This is a genomic window from Halorientalis litorea (assembly GCF_023028225.1).
GTDB classification, from domain to species: domain Archaea; phylum Halobacteriota; class Halobacteria; order Halobacteriales; family Haloarculaceae; genus Halorientalis; species Halorientalis litorea.
The window spans coordinates 357,266-372,460 of the sequence record NZ_CP095482.1 but is presented as its reverse complement, the minus strand read 5'-3'; the positions used below and the strand labels follow the sequence as shown (position 1 = coordinate 372,460).

The 15,195-nt window shown below is 66.8% G+C and carries 21 protein-coding genes; 12 read left to right on the top strand and 9 right to left on the bottom strand.

Going from position 1 to position 15,195, the window contains the following annotated elements; translation table 11 throughout:
- Positions 1-20 precede the first annotated feature (20 nt).
- Complete coding sequence (locus MUG95_RS02095) at positions 21-845, top strand: hypothetical protein (RefSeq protein WP_247009419.1); 825 nt, start codon at positions 21-23, stop codon at positions 843-845.
- On the opposite strand, the gene MUG95_RS02090 is transcribed toward MUG95_RS02095, so the two are convergent.
- Positions 842-1,318 (bottom strand): FxLYD domain-containing protein, encoded by a 477-nt coding sequence (locus MUG95_RS02090; protein WP_247009418.1) that lies wholly within the window; start codon positions 1,316-1,318, stop codon positions 842-844. The genes MUG95_RS02095 and MUG95_RS02090 overlap by 4 nt on opposite strands.
- Before the next feature lie 43 nt (positions 1,319-1,361).
- A complete protein-coding gene (locus tag MUG95_RS02085) occupies positions 1,362-1,919 on the bottom strand; it encodes an NUDIX hydrolase (protein ID WP_247009417.1) in 558 nt (185 codons plus the stop codon).
- 189 nt (positions 1,920-2,108) lie between these two features.
- Between MUG95_RS02085 and MUG95_RS02080 the strand changes: the two genes are divergently transcribed.
- The 10 genes from MUG95_RS02080 (at position 2,109) to MUG95_RS02035 (ending at position 9,054) form a co-directional block, all read left to right on the top strand.
- A complete protein-coding gene (locus tag MUG95_RS02080; protein ID WP_247009416.1) occupies positions 2,109-2,288 on the top strand; it encodes a DUF1918 domain-containing protein in 180 nt (59 codons plus the stop codon).
- A gap of 6 nt (positions 2,289-2,294) precedes the next feature.
- Positions 2,295-2,726 carry an RNA-binding protein gene (locus MUG95_RS02075; RefSeq protein WP_247009415.1) on the top strand — a complete coding sequence of 144 codons (432 nt, stop codon included), beginning with the start codon at positions 2,295-2,297 and terminating at the stop codon, positions 2,724-2,726.
- A 40-nt stretch (positions 2,727-2,766) separates the two neighbouring features.
- A complete protein-coding gene (locus tag MUG95_RS02070; protein ID WP_247009413.1) occupies positions 2,767-3,498 on the top strand; it encodes an RNase P subunit p30 family protein in 732 nt (243 codons plus the stop codon).
- Between the two features lie 66 nt (positions 3,499-3,564).
- Positions 3,565-4,200, top strand: coding sequence for a class I SAM-dependent methyltransferase (locus tag MUG95_RS02065; RefSeq protein WP_247009412.1), 636 nt, complete (start codon positions 3,565-3,567; stop codon positions 4,198-4,200).
- On the top strand, positions 4,197-4,676 hold the full coding sequence (locus MUG95_RS02060; RefSeq protein ID WP_247009411.1) for an Rpp14/Pop5 family protein: 480 nt from the start codon (positions 4,197-4,199) through the stop codon (positions 4,674-4,676). The genes MUG95_RS02065 and MUG95_RS02060 overlap by 4 nt, the downstream gene beginning before the upstream one ends.
- Before the next feature lie 2 nt (positions 4,677-4,678).
- On the top strand, positions 4,679-5,458 hold the full coding sequence (gene psmA, locus MUG95_RS02055; RefSeq protein WP_247009410.1) for an archaeal proteasome endopeptidase complex subunit alpha: 780 nt from the start codon (positions 4,679-4,681) through the stop codon (positions 5,456-5,458).
- A 120-nt stretch (positions 5,459-5,578) separates the two neighbouring features.
- A complete protein-coding gene (locus MUG95_RS02050; protein ID WP_247009409.1) occupies positions 5,579-6,280 on the top strand; it encodes a TVP38/TMEM64 family protein in 702 nt (233 codons plus the stop codon).
- A 58-nt stretch (positions 6,281-6,338) separates the two neighbouring features.
- A complete protein-coding gene (locus MUG95_RS02045) occupies positions 6,339-7,064 on the top strand; it encodes a ribosome assembly factor SBDS (RefSeq protein WP_247009408.1) in 726 nt (241 codons plus the stop codon).
- 75 nt (positions 7,065-7,139) lie between these two features.
- Positions 7,140-8,057, top strand: coding sequence for a S49 family peptidase (locus MUG95_RS02040; protein WP_247009407.1), 918 nt, complete (start codon positions 7,140-7,142; stop codon positions 8,055-8,057).
- The gene (locus MUG95_RS02035) at positions 8,050-9,054 is read left to right on the top strand and encodes a DUF4350 domain-containing protein (protein ID WP_247009406.1); all 1,005 of its coding nucleotides are present in this window, start codon (positions 8,050-8,052) and stop codon (positions 9,052-9,054) included. The genes MUG95_RS02040 and MUG95_RS02035 overlap by 8 nt, the downstream gene beginning before the upstream one ends.
- 12 nt (positions 9,055-9,066) lie before the next feature.
- Here the strand turns inward: MUG95_RS02035 and MUG95_RS02030 are convergent, their stop codons facing one another.
- A complete protein-coding gene (locus tag MUG95_RS02030) occupies positions 9,067-9,384 on the bottom strand; it encodes an FUN14 domain-containing protein (protein ID WP_247009405.1) in 318 nt (105 codons plus the stop codon).
- Between the two features lie 94 nt (positions 9,385-9,478).
- Between MUG95_RS02030 and hflX the strand changes: the two genes are divergently transcribed.
- Positions 9,479-10,795 (top strand): GTPase HflX, encoded by a 1,317-nt coding sequence (gene hflX, locus MUG95_RS02025; protein WP_247009404.1) that lies wholly within the window; start codon positions 9,479-9,481, stop codon positions 10,793-10,795.
- Here the strand turns inward: hflX and MUG95_RS02020 are convergent.
- The 6 genes from MUG95_RS02020 to MUG95_RS01995 all read right to left on the bottom strand — a co-directional run bounded on the left by MUG95_RS02020 (position 10,792) and on the right by MUG95_RS01995 (position 15,191).
- Positions 10,792-11,034 (bottom strand): DUF6199 family natural product biosynthesis protein, encoded by a 243-nt coding sequence (locus tag MUG95_RS02020; protein ID WP_247009403.1) that lies wholly within the window; start codon positions 11,032-11,034, stop codon positions 10,792-10,794. The genes hflX and MUG95_RS02020 overlap by 4 nt on opposite strands.
- Positions 11,034-11,852 (bottom strand): M48 family metallopeptidase, encoded by an 819-nt coding sequence (locus MUG95_RS02015; protein ID WP_247009402.1) that lies wholly within the window; start codon positions 11,850-11,852, stop codon positions 11,034-11,036. The genes MUG95_RS02020 and MUG95_RS02015 overlap by 1 nt, the downstream gene beginning before the upstream one ends.
- A gap of 94 nt (positions 11,853-11,946) precedes the next feature.
- Positions 11,947-12,459, bottom strand: a complete 513-nt coding sequence (gene moaC, locus MUG95_RS02010; protein ID WP_247009401.1) for a cyclic pyranopterin monophosphate synthase MoaC — start codon at positions 12,457-12,459, stop codon at positions 11,947-11,949.
- Complete coding sequence (locus tag MUG95_RS02005; protein WP_247009400.1) at positions 12,456-13,889, bottom strand: NAD(P)H-hydrate dehydratase; 1,434 nt, start codon at positions 13,887-13,889, stop codon at positions 12,456-12,458. Before MUG95_RS02005 ends, moaC begins: the two co-directional genes overlap by 4 nt.
- 72 nt (positions 13,890-13,961) lie before the next feature.
- Positions 13,962-14,243, bottom strand: a complete 282-nt coding sequence (locus MUG95_RS02000; protein WP_247009399.1) for an acylphosphatase — start codon at positions 14,241-14,243, stop codon at positions 13,962-13,964.
- Between the two features lie 39 nt (positions 14,244-14,282).
- On the bottom strand, positions 14,283-15,191 hold the full coding sequence (locus MUG95_RS01995; protein ID WP_247009398.1) for a DNA-3-methyladenine glycosylase family protein: 909 nt from the start codon (positions 15,189-15,191) through the stop codon (positions 14,283-14,285).
- Between the last annotated feature and the right edge of the window lie 4 nt (positions 15,192-15,195).

Here is a 15,195-nt window from a genome sequence, read left to right as displayed (position 1 = left end):
GCTCGCGCCTACCCGTGGGTATGTACGGCGTCGTCACGCGCAACGAGGAGGAACTGGCGTGGTCTGAGTTCGACCGCGGGTTCTACGAGGTCAAAGACGTAACCGGGCGGTCCGCCGAGCCCGTGGCCGACAGCATCAGCATGATTTCCTGTTTCGGCGACAACGCCGCCGCCGGGGCGAACCCCGACCTCATCCCCATCAGCGACGAGGGCGAGTTGGCCACCCGCGAGCGAGAGTACTTCGACTGGGCGTACGTCTGCCCCAATCACGAGGACTACCGCGAGGGCCTACTGGAGACCGTCTCGGATGTCGCGGACGTGACGCCCGACGTGCGGTTGGACGACGTTGGGTTCCCGCGCGCGGAATACTGTCACTGCGACCGGTGTGAGCAGGCGTTCGAGGCGAGCGACTTCGAGGACTGGTACGCGTGGCGCGCTGACGTCATCACCGAGTTCGTGGCTGCGGCCAGCGAGCGAATTCCCGGCGACACCTACCTGACGCTGTATCCCGACCCGTATCCCGGACACATCTACGAACGGGCCGGACTCGACATCGACGCGCTGGCCGAGTACGTCGACGAGTTCGTCGTCCCAATCTACGACATGGCCTACACGACGACCTACTGGTTGGAAGTTATCGCTTCCGGGTTCGCCGACGCCCTCCCGAAGCCCTACAGCGTGGAACTGTACGCCGTGGAAGTGGACATCGACAACCTGCTCGACGCCGCCGAAGTCGCGAGCGAGTACGGCGAGTCGGTCCTGTTCGGGTACGACGCGAGCAACGCGCGTGCGGCCCTCCGCCGGATGACGGCCCGGGAGCGCGACGGGAAGGAGTACGGAGCCTAACCGACGTTCTCGCTGTCCTCGAAGGTCCGCTGGCCGGACGCCGCCCGAACTGTCGTGACGACGGTCACGTCGCCGCCGTTCCCGCGGATCTTCAGCCCGTCAGCTGCGCCGACTTCCACGCGCGTCGTGTTGGTGACTGCCTCGCCGGGTTGGAGGGTGCCGACTGGCGTGGTCCCGTCCCACACACGGTCGCCGTCGGCGTAGATGTCGACGCCGAGCGTCACGTTCGTCAGCGACTCGGTGCCGTTGTTCTCGACTGTGGTATTGACCAACCGGCAGGTCCGTCCGCACTCGCTCGTGTTGTCGATACTGTAGGCGACCGGAATCGAAGCGGGCGACGCGTCGGTTTCGGGTGCCGTCTCCGCCGGTTCGTTCGACTCACTCTCCAGCACGCCGGGGCCGAACGCAGCGACGCCGCCGACGGCGACCAGCACGACGGCCGCGACGGCGACGAACCTCCGTGACTGTTCCATATCTTCGCCCAGTCGCCGCACCGCAAAAAAGCACCCGTCCGTGTCAGAGCGCGCGGTCGCGCCACTCGCGTATCTCCGCTCGGTCGCGCGTGTCCTCGGGGAGCGTCTCGAACCAGCGTGCGGCGGAAATCTCGTCGTCCGGGTCACGGACCTCCGGGTCGCCACCGTCGGTTCGCGCGGTGTAGACGGGGAGGACACCCCACGTGTGGTGGTCACCCGCCCGAACGTCCACGCGGGCGAGGATGCCCATCCCGTCGTACGCGGCGTCGATACCGGCCTCCTCCCGTAACTCTCGGGCCGCACCCTCGCGGAGCGACTCGTCGCCGTTCACTTCGCCGCCGGGGAGGACCCACATGTCGACGCCCTCGTGGCGGACCAAGAGCAACGCGCCGTCCGGGCGGGAGACCAGCGTGTGCGCGCCGTAGGGAAGCCCGTTCTCGCGGATGCGGTCGGCGAGCGTCCGGAACCGGTGTCGGGAGACTGTCTTCGTCCGCTCGTACTGGAACGTCGGGTCGTGTGCCTCGCGGAGGCGGTGGAACGTCTGTTCGGCCTGCTGGCGCGCCTCGTCGGCCTTGTACCAGAGATTGTCGACGGCGGTCATCGTCGCGCGCTCTCCGGTGGCGGTGAGCGAGCGATGCGTCCGGTGCCGTGGTGGAGGCGAACGGCAGTTCTCATGGCCTGTTGTACGCCCGTAGTCGGCATAAGTCTTTGACACGGGTACCTCGAACAATCGGCCTCGCGGGCAGGGCGAATCAGTCCCTTTTTGGTCGGGCGTGAGTAGGTGTCGGGTATGAGTTTCGAGGAAGACGACACGGTCATTCTGCACGACGAACACAGCGAGTACGACGGCGAGGAGGGGACCATCACGCAGGTGATGGAGACGATGTTCGGGGACGAAACCTACACCGTGAACTTCGAGGACGGTCAGGAGTCGGGCGTCCCCGAGGACTCGCTCGAAGCGGCCGAGTAGGGACGGATGGCGTCGGTCCCCTTCCACTACATCGACCTCCGGGCGTTCTGCTACGCGACGGAAGACGAGAAGCGCGTCGAGCAGGCACTCCGCACGTTCCTCCCCGAGGACCACGAGGTGGAGCGAACGACGTCGGAGGGACACCACGGGGACCGCATCGTCGTCCTCTCGGCACGCATCGAACGCGCCGACGGGATGCGCCACGCTCTCTCGCAGGTGGCCGAACTCGACGGTGCGCACCTGCGGGACGAACTCGACGAACGCGTCGACGAGAACTGTTCGCTCTTTCTCCGCCTCGACAAACAGGCGGCGTTCTCGGGCCGCACGGAACTCGGCGAGGGGCTGACCCTCCGGGCGAAAGTCGAGGCCTATCCCGCGACCAAAGAGAAGGCCGTCGAGAACGCCCGCGAGGCACTCGACGAGTTCGTCGCCGGGTAGCATCCGAACGCTGAAACCCGTGGCTCTAGCACAGGCGAGTATGTACGAGGCGGTACACGCACGGCCGGACGGAGAGAGCACTGTCGCCCGGCACGCGCTGACCGCCGCCGACTACGGGTTCGACGGCCTCGTCGTCCGCAATCACGGCGACAGCGACCACGACGCCGACCTCACCGCCGTCGGTGAGAGATACGACATCGACGTGGTCGACGCCGTCGAGGTCCGCGCCAGCGACCCCGCCCAAGCCAGCGGCTACGTCGGCAACTACCGCCCGGAACGGACGCTGGTCTGTGTCCACGGCGGCGACGAGGCGACGAACCGCTTCGCCGTCGAACGGCCCGCCGTCGACGTGCTCACACACCCGATGGATGGCGGCGACTTCAACCACGTCCTCGCCAAGGCCGCCGCCGAGAACGGCGTCCGCGTCGAGTTCGCGCTCGGCCGTGTCCTCCGGGAACAGGGCGGAACCCGCGTCCGGGCCGTCGGCGACTTGCGCAAACTCCGGGAACTGGTCGAGCAGTACGACGTGCCCTACGTGGTCAGCGCGGACCCGCGGTCGCACCTCCAGTTGCGCGCGCCGCGTGAACTCCGGGCCGTCGGGTCGGCTGTCGGGTTCACGCCGGCCGCAATCGACCGGGGCCTCGCGGAGTGGGGACGACTCGCGGCGCGCAACCGCGAGCGGGGGGCCGACGCCTTCGTGGAGCCGGGCGTCCGCGAGGGGACATACGAGGAGACGTTCGGCCGGGACAGCGAGGACGGCCGCGGCGAGTAACCGCACTCGGCCGCCACACCGTCCCCATCCGCGGGATTCTTGCGTCCCGGTGCCGACTGTGCGTGTATGAAAAAGAGCATCGAGGACCACGCCGCTCGCTTCGACGACGTGGCGGGCGAGTACGACGACGACCAGAGCGCGGAGTACCGTGCCTGCGTGAGTCTCGTCGTCGACCACGCGGCCGTCGACTCGGACGACACCGTCCTCGATTTGGGGACGGGGACCGGTGCTATCGCGCTCGCACTCGCCCCGGACGCTCGCCGGGTCGTCGGTCGGGACATCAGCGAAGGGATGCTCGAACAGGCGCGCGAGAAGGCCGCGGCTGGCGGCCACGACAACGTCGAGTTCGGGACGGGCCGCTTCCGGGACCCGCAGGTGCCCGAGGACGCCGACGTGGACGTTGTCACCTCGAACTTCGCGATGCACCATCTCAGCGACGCAGAGAAGCGGGAGGCGATAGACGTGATTGCGGGGCTGGAACCGCGTCGGTTCGTCCTCGGTGACGTGATGTTCTTCGGGGAACCCGACCCTGCGGACCCGTTCTACAGCCCCGAAGTGGACGACCCGGCGACGGTGGGAACGCTCGCCGACGCGTTGACAGACGCCGGGTTCGCGCTGACCGCCGTCGAGCGTGTTCACGGACAGGTCGGCGTACTGGTCGCCGAACGGGTGGCCACGCAGGCGGAGGCAGTCGACCCGTGAAACACCTCCCGAAACACCTGCGGCCGCGGTGGCGGTACCTCGCCGTCGCGTTCGAGACGTGGCCGGAGGCCGGGTTCGGCCGGGACGACTTCCAGCGACACGTCTGGTACGCGGCACAGAATCTCCACGGGGACGCAGGGAGCGCGGACGTGGACCTCACCGTGATGGATTTCGAGCGTGTCGGCCCGGCCGGCTGGGCAATCGTGCGGACGCGCCGCGACGAGGTGGAGCGGGCACGCGCCGCGCTAGCGTGTGTCGACGCCGTCGACGGGGACCCGCTCGGACTGTGTGTGGCCGGGACCAGCGGGACTGTCCGTGCTTGTGAGGAAAAATATATACGACGGCCCACGGAAGTCACGGGACAGCGAACCGTCGCCTTCGAGGCAACCGAACGGCCCGCCGTCGTGCGGGACGGACGCGCCGAGGTGCGGGTGGACTCGGCGTTCGTCGGGGCGACGACGCTCGATTTCGAGTAACTATGCAAGGAGGCTCACAACAGCAGGCGTACGACCGAGGGATTACCATCTTCTCCCCGGACGGACGCCTCTATCAGGTCGAGTACGCCCGCGAAGCGGTCAAGCGCGGGACGGCTTCAATCGGCATCCGCGCCGCCGACGGCGTCGTCCTCGCGGTGGACAAGCGCGTTCGGTCGCCGCTGATGGAGCGGTCGAGCGTCGAGAAAATTCACAAAATCGACGACCACATCGGCATCGCGAGTGCCGGTCACGTCGCCGACGCTCGCCGACTCATCGACTTCTCGCGCCGCCGCGCGCAGGGTAACCGGTTGCAGTACGACGAACCAATCGGCATCGAGACGCTGACCAAAGAGGTCACCGACCACATCCAGCAGTACACGCAAATCGGCGGTGCGCGCCCGTTCGGCGTCGCGCTCATCGTCGGCGGCATCAACAAGCACGGCGAACCGCGCCTGTTCGAGACGGACCCCTCGGGGACGCCCTACGAGTGGCAGGCACTCGCCGTCGGTGCCAACCGGAGCGAGGTTCGGGACTACCTCGAAGACAACTACAGCGAGGACATCCCCCTGAACGAGGCCGTCGGGCTGGCACTCCGGGCACTCGCGTCCGTCGAGGAGGATGGCCTCACGCCCGAGGGCGTCGGCCTCGCCACCATCGACGCCGAGACACGCGAGTACACCGTCCTCGGCGACGAGGACGTCGAGGAGTTGCTGACGGACCTCGACCTGCTGGCGAGCGAGACTGCCGACGAGGAACCCGACGAGGCGGACGACGACGAGTAGCGTCGCTCAAGACGGTCCCTCTCGGTGACCGCCGACCGGACCCTACGTCTGTCCCGGTCGGCTGGACATTCTCTTGGATGGATAGGATTAACGCCGCTCGGGGCTGTAGTTGCGGGACACATGAGGGTGTTCTCGTCGGCGGCGGACCGGCGACGGTGGGCCGCCCTCGTCCTCGTCGGTGTCGCCCTTCTCGTGTCGCTGTATTTCGCCCTGCAACGGTACGTGCCGTTTCTGTTCCGACCCGCCGAACTCCGGCTGTGGATCGGCCAGTTCGGTATCTTCGCCCCGCTCGTCTTCATGCTCGTCCAAACGCTACAAGTGATATTCGCCCCGATTCCCGGCCAAGCACTCGCGCTCGTGGGGGGCTATCTCTTCGGACCGGTCGAAGGGACGGTGTACAGCCTCGCCGGCGTCTTCCTCGGCAGTGCCATCGCGTTCACGCTGGCAAAGCGGTACGGCCGTGGGTTCGTCGAGGAGACACTGCAGGATGACGTAGTGGCTCGCTTCGACGGCTTCGTCGAGCGTGTCGGGTTCCCCGGCCTCGTCGTGTTCGTCGTCGTGCCCGGACTGCCCGACGACGCAATCTGTTTTCTCGCCGGCCTCACTCGCCTGCGGCTTCGGAGTTTCATGCTCGCCATCGTCATCGGACGGTCGCCCGCCTACGTCCTCACGGTGTACGCCGGTGGCGAACTCGGGAGCGGGCGGTTCGTCGAGGGACTGGCACTCGTTGCCTTCCTGATTCTCCTCTCGGTCCTCGGCTACTACAAGCAGGACGCCATCCGGTCGGCGGCGCGGCGCGTCGCGGTGTGGCTCCCTCGCTGAGTCGTGCGGTCCCGACGGCGGGAAACTCCTTTTATACGAGGCAGTCGTAGCCGCTCACATGATTTCGCTCGACGAGGCGGTGACGGCCCGACTCGAATCGCACGGTGAGCGGTTCGAGGTGCTTGTCGACCCGGACGCCGCGCTGGCCATCAAACGCGGGGAGTTCGACGGGGAACTGGAAGACGTCATCGCCGCGGAAGACGTGTTCGAGGACGCCTCGCGGGGGGACCGACCGGCCGAGAGTGCCCTAGAAGAGGGGTTCGGGACGACGGAGCCGATGGAGATAATCCCGGAGGTCATCGAGCGCGGTGAGATACAGATAACCGCCGACCAACGTCGGGAGATGCAGGAGCAGAAACACAAGCAGTTGGTCCAGCACATCACGCGAAACGCCGTCAACCCGCAGATGGACGACGCTCCGCACCCACCCGAGCGAATCGAGTCCGCGCTGGAGGAGGCGGGGTTCAAAATCGACCCGATGGAACCCGTCGAGAGCCAGGTCGACGAGGCACTGGACCTCCTGCGGCCGGTCATCCCGATTCGGTTCGACGAGATGACCGTCGCCGTCCAGGTGCCCCCGGACTACGCCGGGAGCGCGCAGGCGCAGATTCGGCAGTTCGGTGACCTCGAACGCGAGGAGTGGCAGTCTGACGGGTCGTGGGTCGGCGTCATCCGATTCCCGGCCGGGATGCAAAACGAGTTCTACGACGTGGTCAACGAACACACGAGCGGCGAAGCGGAGACTCGCATCATCGAAGACGAGGACGAAATCTCGACGCGGTGACGGATAAACGCCGAACAACTGGCCAGAAGTTTTAACAACATTTCTACGTGGGACGGGAGTTGTTCGCCGTGCGTTATGTCACTAGGAAACGACTCGACTGGGACTGCCACGTGGAAGTTCGTGGCGGTCGCAGTCGCTGCCGTCCTGATCGGTGCTGCCCTCTCCCCGTACGTCGCCGCCCTCACGAGTGGTCTCGGGAGCGGACAGCCTGCCGCCGTCGCGGTCGTCCACATCGACGGGAGTATCTCGGACAACTCGGTCGATCCCGTCGTCGAAGACCTCCGCGAGGTGCGACAGAACGAATCGGTCGAAGCCGTCGTGCTTCGAGTCAACAGCCCCGGCGGAAGCGTCGCCGCCACGGAATCGCTGTACAATGCGGTCAACCGAACGGCACAGCAGAAGTATCTCGTGGCCTCCGTCGGACAGATGGCGGCCTCCGGCGGATACTTCGCGATGCTGCCCGCCGACCGCATCTACGTCAACCCCGCCTCGCAAGTCGGGAGTGTCGGCGTCCGGTCGTCGGTGCCACAGGACCTGACGAGTGATAGCATCATCTCGACGGGGCCGAACAAACTGTCGGGCTTCACGGTCGACCAAGCCCGCGCACAGGTGCGAACGCTGAAAAACGAGTTCCTCAATACGGTGTACGCCCACCGCGGTGACGACCTCTCGCTCGACCGGACGGAACTCGCCGAGGCACGCGTCTACCTCGGTGCCCGGGCGACCCAGAACGGTGTCGCCGACGACATCGGTGACCTCGACACCGCCATCGCCGAGGCGGCCGCCAACGAGGACCTCGACAACTACGCGGTCGTAGAGAAAGAGCCACAGCGGCTGTCTGGGTTCGCAATCGCCATCGGCGGCGACCGGTCCGGGGCCAACCGGACTGTCGTCGTCCAACAGGAGCCGTTCGGCTTCAACGACGTCCAGACGCCACAGTTCCTCGCCCTCTACGGTGCCATCGAAGACGAGGAGGTGATCGCCCGTGGCTGACCGTAACCGCCTCGGTGCGGTGTTCACCGTCGTTCTCGTCGTCGTGTTGGTCGCCGCCGCGCTCGGACCGCTGGTGACTGCCTCCGGTGGGTCCGACGAACGGACCGTGAGCAACACTGGCTCGTTCGACCCACAGCAGAACCTCGTCACGCCATCGGCCGAAGACGGGTCGGTGACCGTCGAGGCTGAGGAGAGCGGCAAGGTCGTTCTCATCGACGCGGCACACGCCAACGCCTACTCACAGTCCGACCTCGCGCCGCTCGTGGACGCCCTCGTCCGGAACGGCCACGAGGTCCGGTTCCACGGCTCGCCGTCCCGTCAGGGTCGTCCGGCCACCTCGCTCAACGAGTCGCTCCGGCCGGCTGACGCGTACGTCGTCGTCTCGCCCGCGTCCTCGTTCACGCCGAGCGAGCGGGCGGGCGTCGCCGACTTCGCCGACCGCGGTGGTCGCGTCCTCATGCTCGGGGAACCACAGAGCATCCGCGTCGGTGTCGGTGGCGGTGGACTGCTCGGCATCTCCGTCCAGCAGGTCCAGAGCCAACTCACCGGCCTCGCCTCGCAGTTTGGGATGGACGTTGGGACACCCTACCTGTTCAACATGGAGGACAACGCCAACAACTTCAAGAGCGTCTACGCGACGCCACCGAACGCGAGCGAGTTGACTGACGGCGTCGACCGTGTCGTCCTCCGGCAGTCGACGGCGGTGACCGCCGGGTCGGACGCGACGGTTGCCCTGTCCGCAGTCGAGGGGACGGCTCTCTCCTCGACGCGCGAGACGGATACCTACACCGTCGCCGCACGGAACGACGACGTCGTCGTGATGGGCGACTCGTCGTTCCTGACGCCGGAGAACTACCGAACGGCCGACAACGAAGTGCTGGTCGGCAACATCGCCGACTTCCTCGTCAGCGGTGACAAGCGGCCAAAACCGCAACAGTCCGCAGACGGTACCTCGGCCGGTTCGCCCGGTTCGACACCGCCGGTTCCGCGCTCCTAACCGGTCCGCCGGTTATCCTTTTTTGAAGCCGACGAGAAAGCCGCCAGCGAAGCCAGCACTCACCGGGAGTGCCGAGAGGAGGCTGGTGAGCCATCCCGGCGGTTGAGCAGACGTGGCCGTCGAGGTCGAGTTCCCCGCCGCACCGGAGATGGCCTCCCAGTTCACCGAGAGGATACCCCTCGTCTCCAGAAACTTGAACAGAGCCAGTTCGAGGCCGACGATGATGGCGATGAGCTTCGCGATTTTCTTCGCTGCGAAGCCGATGATACCCCCGATGAGGGCACCACCACCGATCTCCAGTCCGACCTGCTGTAAACCTATGTCAACCATGTCACATCGGCCCCCTGTCCACGCTAGAATAAGGCTCTTGTGTCCCTCCGCTCGACCCGATTTTTAAATATGCAGGTATCCTACGGGGGTGTAAGTGACGGCAAACGACTCTCAGACAGACCGTGCCGTCGTCGTCAAGCGGGTGGATTCGGGGACGGCGGATACAGCGGAGATACGTGACCTCTCCCGGGCCGCCGGGTACGATGTCGTGGGCGAAGTCACCCAGACCCGGACCGAAGACCCGGCCATGCACATCGGTGAGGGGAAAGCCGAGACGCTGGCGGCCACCGTCGCCGCCGAAGACGCCGCAGTCGTCGTCTTCGACAACCAGTTGGGTCCCTACCAGACCTACAACCTCGGGAACGAACTCCCCGACGGCGTGCGGTTGCTCGACCGCTTCCGCCTCATCTTGGAGATATTCGGCCAGCGGGCACAGACCCGGAAGGCACAGCTACAGGTCGAACTGGCGGAACTGCGCTACGAACTGCCGCGTGCCGAGGCCAAGGCCAGCCTCGCGAAACGCGACGAGCGGCCGGGGTTCATGGGTCTCGGGGAGTACGACGAGAGCCGCGAGCAGGACATCAAATCGCGGATTGCCCGCATCCGCGACGAACTCGAAGACATCGAGCAGACCGAACAGCACCGTCGCGAACAACGCCGCGAGTCCGGGTTCGACCTCGTGGCACTCGCGGGGTACACGAACGCCGGGAAATCGACGCTCCTCCGGCAATTGGCGGCGGACTTGGACGTCGACGAGAACGCGGACCGGCACCCCGACATCGACACGACGGCCGAGAGCGAGAACCGCCTGTTCACCACGCTCGGCACGACGACGCGCCGGGCCGAGATGGGTCGTCGGGACGTGCTGGTCACCGACACCGTCGGGTTCATCTCCGACCTGCCACACTGGCTGGTCGAGTCGTTCAAGTCCACGCTCGACGCCGTCTACCGCGCGGACTTGGTCTTGCTGGTGGTTGACGTGAGCGAACCGGTCGAAGACATCCGCGAGAAACTCGTCACCGCCCACGACACGCTCTCCGAGCGCAACGAGGCACCCATCGTCACCGTCCTGAACAAGATAGACCAGGTCGACGAGGCGGAACTGGAGCGCAAGCGCGAGGCCATCTCCGCGCTCGCACCGAACCCCGTCGCCGTGAGCGCGAAGGCGGGACTGAACGTCGACACACTCGAGACCCGTGTGGACCGCGAACTCCCGCCGTTCGAGCACGAACGACTCGTCCTCCCGATGACCGACGACACGATGAGTTTAGTCTCGTGGATTCACGACCACGCCGTCGTCGAGACGGTCGATTACGGCGACGAAGTGATAATCGAGTTCGAGGCCCGCCCCGCCGTCGTCGAACGGTCGCGTGCGAAGGCCGGTGACCTCGTGCCCGCCGAGTCCGCTTAGAGGACGCCGAACGCTCCCGCACCGATGTACAGTCCCACTAGTATCGTGAGCGCGCCGACACCACGGACCAGCACGCGGTAAGTCTGCGGGGTGTCGCCGTCCTCGCCGTACTCGCCGCCTCTGTCGCTGGGAACCCGTCCGGCGGTTTGGATGCGGACGACAGCGTCAGGGAAGGCCACGAAAAAGAGGCCGACACCGACGCCAAGCACCACAGCGAGGAGTTCCCGCGTTCCCACCATCAGTACCGTCGGAGGCGCTCGATTCGCTTCTCGGTCGGCGGGTGTGTCGAGAGAAGACTCCCGCCCGTGCCGAAGATACAGAGCGCGCTGACTTCTTTCGCCTCGTCGGTAGGGTCACGCCGCTGTGCGCCGCGGGATATCTTCTCGAGTGCCCGTGCCAGCGGGTCACCACGACCAAGGACCTCGGCGGCGTCCTCGTCGGCGACGTACTCGCGGTGACGCGAGATAGCGAACACGAACACCATCACGAGCATCTGTGCGATGTTGCTCACGATGAGGCCGAGAAAGACGTTTACTAGGTCGTTGTCGCCCGACATGAGGACCGCGAAGTAGGCCGCGAACCCGACGACGGAGGCGACGCCCTGTCCAAGTTGCATGACGATAGAGTCGCGGTTCTGCAGGTGTGCGAGTTCGTGGGCGACGACGCCCTCCACCTCGTCACGGTCGAGCATCTGGAGTAGTTCCCGCGACACCGCGACGGTCCCGTTCCCCTGGCGTCCCAGCGCGAAGGCGTTGGGGACGCCCATCTCCACGAGGTACAGCGTGGGCTTCTCGATGCCCATCTCCCTGCTGGTACGCTCGACGAAGCGGTGTATCTCCGGGTACTTTTCTTCGGGCAACTCCTGTCCCTTGAGCGACCGGAGGGTGAACCACTTGCTCAACTTGTACTGGAAGAGAACGAAGACCACGCTCAGTCCCACCAGCAGCGGAATCGGGGCTCCGAACGTGAGGTAGAAGAACCCGATTCCGACGGTGTAGAACGCGAACAGTATCGACCCGACGACGGCCATTCGCGCTTTGAGTCCTAAATTCCTCATATGCTACCTGACAGTTGGGCCTTCCCGGACTTATGTGTCGTGGTTCGGCCGGAGACAGAAGATTCACAACGCTACGAACTACCGCCGTGAACCCTCACAACGGCCGTTTCGTCTTCTCGACGACCCGCACGTCCGCGATGCCCGTGTCCGGGTACTGGCCGTCGTCGTCCTTCTCTGCGGCTTTCACCATGTCCCAGACGACGTTCAGGCCGGTGGTGACGCCTTCGAGTGCCTCCATCTCACAGCCAGTCTTGCCCGTCGTCTCCACGGCGACGGTCAGCGTGACGCGTTCCTCCCCGATTTCGAAGTCCGTCTCGACGTTCGTGATGGGAATCTGGTGGCACATCGGAATCGTCTCCCACGTGTGCTTGACGGCCTGCACCGCGCCGACGCGGGCCGTCGCGAGCACGTCTCCCTTGGCGACTTCGTTCCCCTCGATGGCCGCGAGCGTCGGGGGCTGGAGCCGTATCTCCCCGCGGGCCACCGCCCGGCGGGCCGTGTCGGGCTTGTCGCCCACGTCGACCATCTGCACGTCGCCGCTCTCGTCGGTGTGCGTCAGGTCGTCGTCCGTCCCTTCGCTCGCCGCCCCGCCCGTGTCGTCGCTCATCGCTCCCCCCAGAGTGCCGTCGGGAGCGCGTCGAACAGGTCCGAGGCGATGAGGCCGTGGCCGCGCTCGTCGACCACGATGTCGCCCGCCCGCCCGTTCGCGTACGCCGCGATTGCCGCGGCGTCCACCGGCGTCTGCGTACACAGGAGCGCGCCGGCCGCGCCCGCGAGTACGTCGCCGGTGCCGCCCACGGTCATCCCGGGGTTCCCGGTCCGGTTGACGCGCGTCGTCTCGCCGTCGGACACCACGTCGTCGGCCCCCTTGACGAGCAGCGTGTGCCCGACGTCCGCCGCGAAGTCAGCCACGAGTGCCCGCCGCTCGCGCCAGTCTTCGCTCGTCTCCCCGCCTATCTGCCGGAGTTCGCCCTGGTGTGGCGTACAGAGCAACGTCGCGTCGGTGTCTACTTCGGGGACGACCTGCAGTGCGTCGGCGTCCACGACGGCCCGTCCGTCGTACTCGGCGAGGAACTCCCGGACGGCCGTCAGCGTCCCGTCGGCGTTCCCCAGTCCCGGCCCGAACACGACGGTGTCGTGTTCGACTGCTCGGTCAAGCAGTTCGTCCACGTGGCCCGGTCGGAGCATCTGCCCGGCGAACGGGCGGGTGATGATGCCCTCCTCGTAGCCCTGTACCTCACTGGCGACCGACTTGGGGCAGGCGACCCGCACGAGGTCGGCACCGGCGCGGAACGCGGACTGGGCGGCGAGTGCGGGCGCGCCGGTGTAGGGTCCGCCACCGACGACCAACACCTCGCCGTGGTCGCCCTTGTGACTCGTCGGGTCACGCGAGAGACGCAGGAGGTCCCCCCGGCCGACGAACGTCTCGGCGGCCTCGGGGATGCCGATGTCCGCGACGGTCACCGCCGCGTCCACGTCGGCCAGTCCGGGCTTGGTCTCGTGGAAGGTCACCACGTGGTCGGCGTCGACGGCGACGCCGGCGGCCTCGCCCGTGTCGGCGTCCACGCCCGACGGAACGTCGACGGCGACGACTGTCGCAGTGCAGTCGTTGACCTGCCGGACGGCAGTCGCCTCGGGTTCCCGAGGCGCGCCCGTCACGCCCGTGCCGAGCATCGCGTCGACGAGTACGTCGGGGTCCCCGAGTTCGAGGGCGGTCGAGTCTCGCACCGCGTGGGCGTCGAGTTCGGCCCGCTGGAGGGCGTCCCAGTTCGCCCGTGCGATGTCGGTGGTAATCGTCTCGGCGCGACCCAGTAGGTGAACGGTCACGTCGTAATCACGGAGGAAGCGCGCGGCGACGAACCCGTCGCCGCCGTTGTTGCCCCGTCCGGCGAGGACGGCCACGTCGTCGCCGTCGTCGGCCACGTCTTCGACGACCCGTGCGACGGCGTTCCCGCTCGACTCCATCAACTGTTTCCGCGGCACGCCGAGTGCCGCGGCGTTCTCGTCGAGGACCGCTTGGTCCTGTGCCCGCATCATATGGCCCGCTTCGGGGGGCGCGCCGTTAAGCCTGCGGTGGTTCCCCGTCGCTCGCCGCGGGCCGGGCGGTCGCTACCACCGAACCTCGAACCCGTCGAGGCCCTGTGGTTCTCCGTACTCCACCTCGACACCCTCGACGGTGGCCTGTGGGCTCCCCTCGTGACACCACTCGACCATCCCCTCGACGGCCGGTTCGGGGCCCTCGAACACGGCCTCGACGCGGCCGTCGTCCAGGTTGCGGACCCAGCCGTCGACACCACGCTCGCGGGCGGTGTCCCGCGTCGTCGCTCGGTAGTAGACGCCTTGGACCGTTCCCGAGACGAACACGTGTGCGCGCGCTCTGTCGTCGCTCATGCACCGAGGTACGCTCGTCCTGCCCGAAAAACCCCGCCCTCACTCGCCGCCGTTGCGGAGGTAATGGAAGACGTACGTCTGGGTATAGCCGGCGTACTCGCCGCCTAACGTCTCGCGGATGGCACGCGAGGTGTCGGCGTAGGACCCCTTCTCGCAGTCTGGATAGTACTCCTCGATGGTCGTCCGAATCCACGTATCGAGCGGGACGGCTTCGAGGTACCCCAGCGAGAACAGCAACACGCAGTCCGCGACTTTCTGCCCGACACCGACGAACTGTGTGAGGAACTCGCGGGCCTCCTCGTAGGACAGTCCACGAGCGTCGCCGGGGTGGGCCTCGCCGGTGGCGACCATCTCCGCGCTCCGCTGGACGTAGGGTGCTCGGTAGCCCAAACCGAGGTCACGAAGCGCGGACTCCGTCGTCGCCGCCAACGCCTCGGGTGTCGGATACGCGTGGTACGTCTCCCCGTCGAAGTCGACCGCCTCGCCGTGGGCTCGCCGGAGAGCCACCTGCATGCCGTGGATGCGGCTGACGCGCATCTGTGCCGAGCAGATGAACGATATGAGCGCGCCGAAAGGCGGGTCACGGACGAGACGCATTCCGCGGTATGTGTCGTAGGCGTCCCGGAGCAGTCGGTCCTCCGGGGCCGACGCCACGATTGCGTCGAGGTTGTCGTCCAGCCTGAGCCAGTGGCGGAGTCGCTCGGCGGCGTCGACGTGTGACTCCCACCGTATCTGTCCGTCGACCTGCCGGACCCGGAGGACCGCCGGGTCGGCCCGCTCGTCGGGGCGGAACGTCGTCCAGTACCACGCGTCGCCACCGTGGGCGGCGTCAGTCTCGTAGGTGGTGCCGTCGGCGCGGTTCCAGAGATACGACTGTCCGCTCTCGACGGTGGCCTGTAAATCGAAGCCGCCGGCGAGGGAATCGATGTCGATGACGCCCTGTTCCATCGTG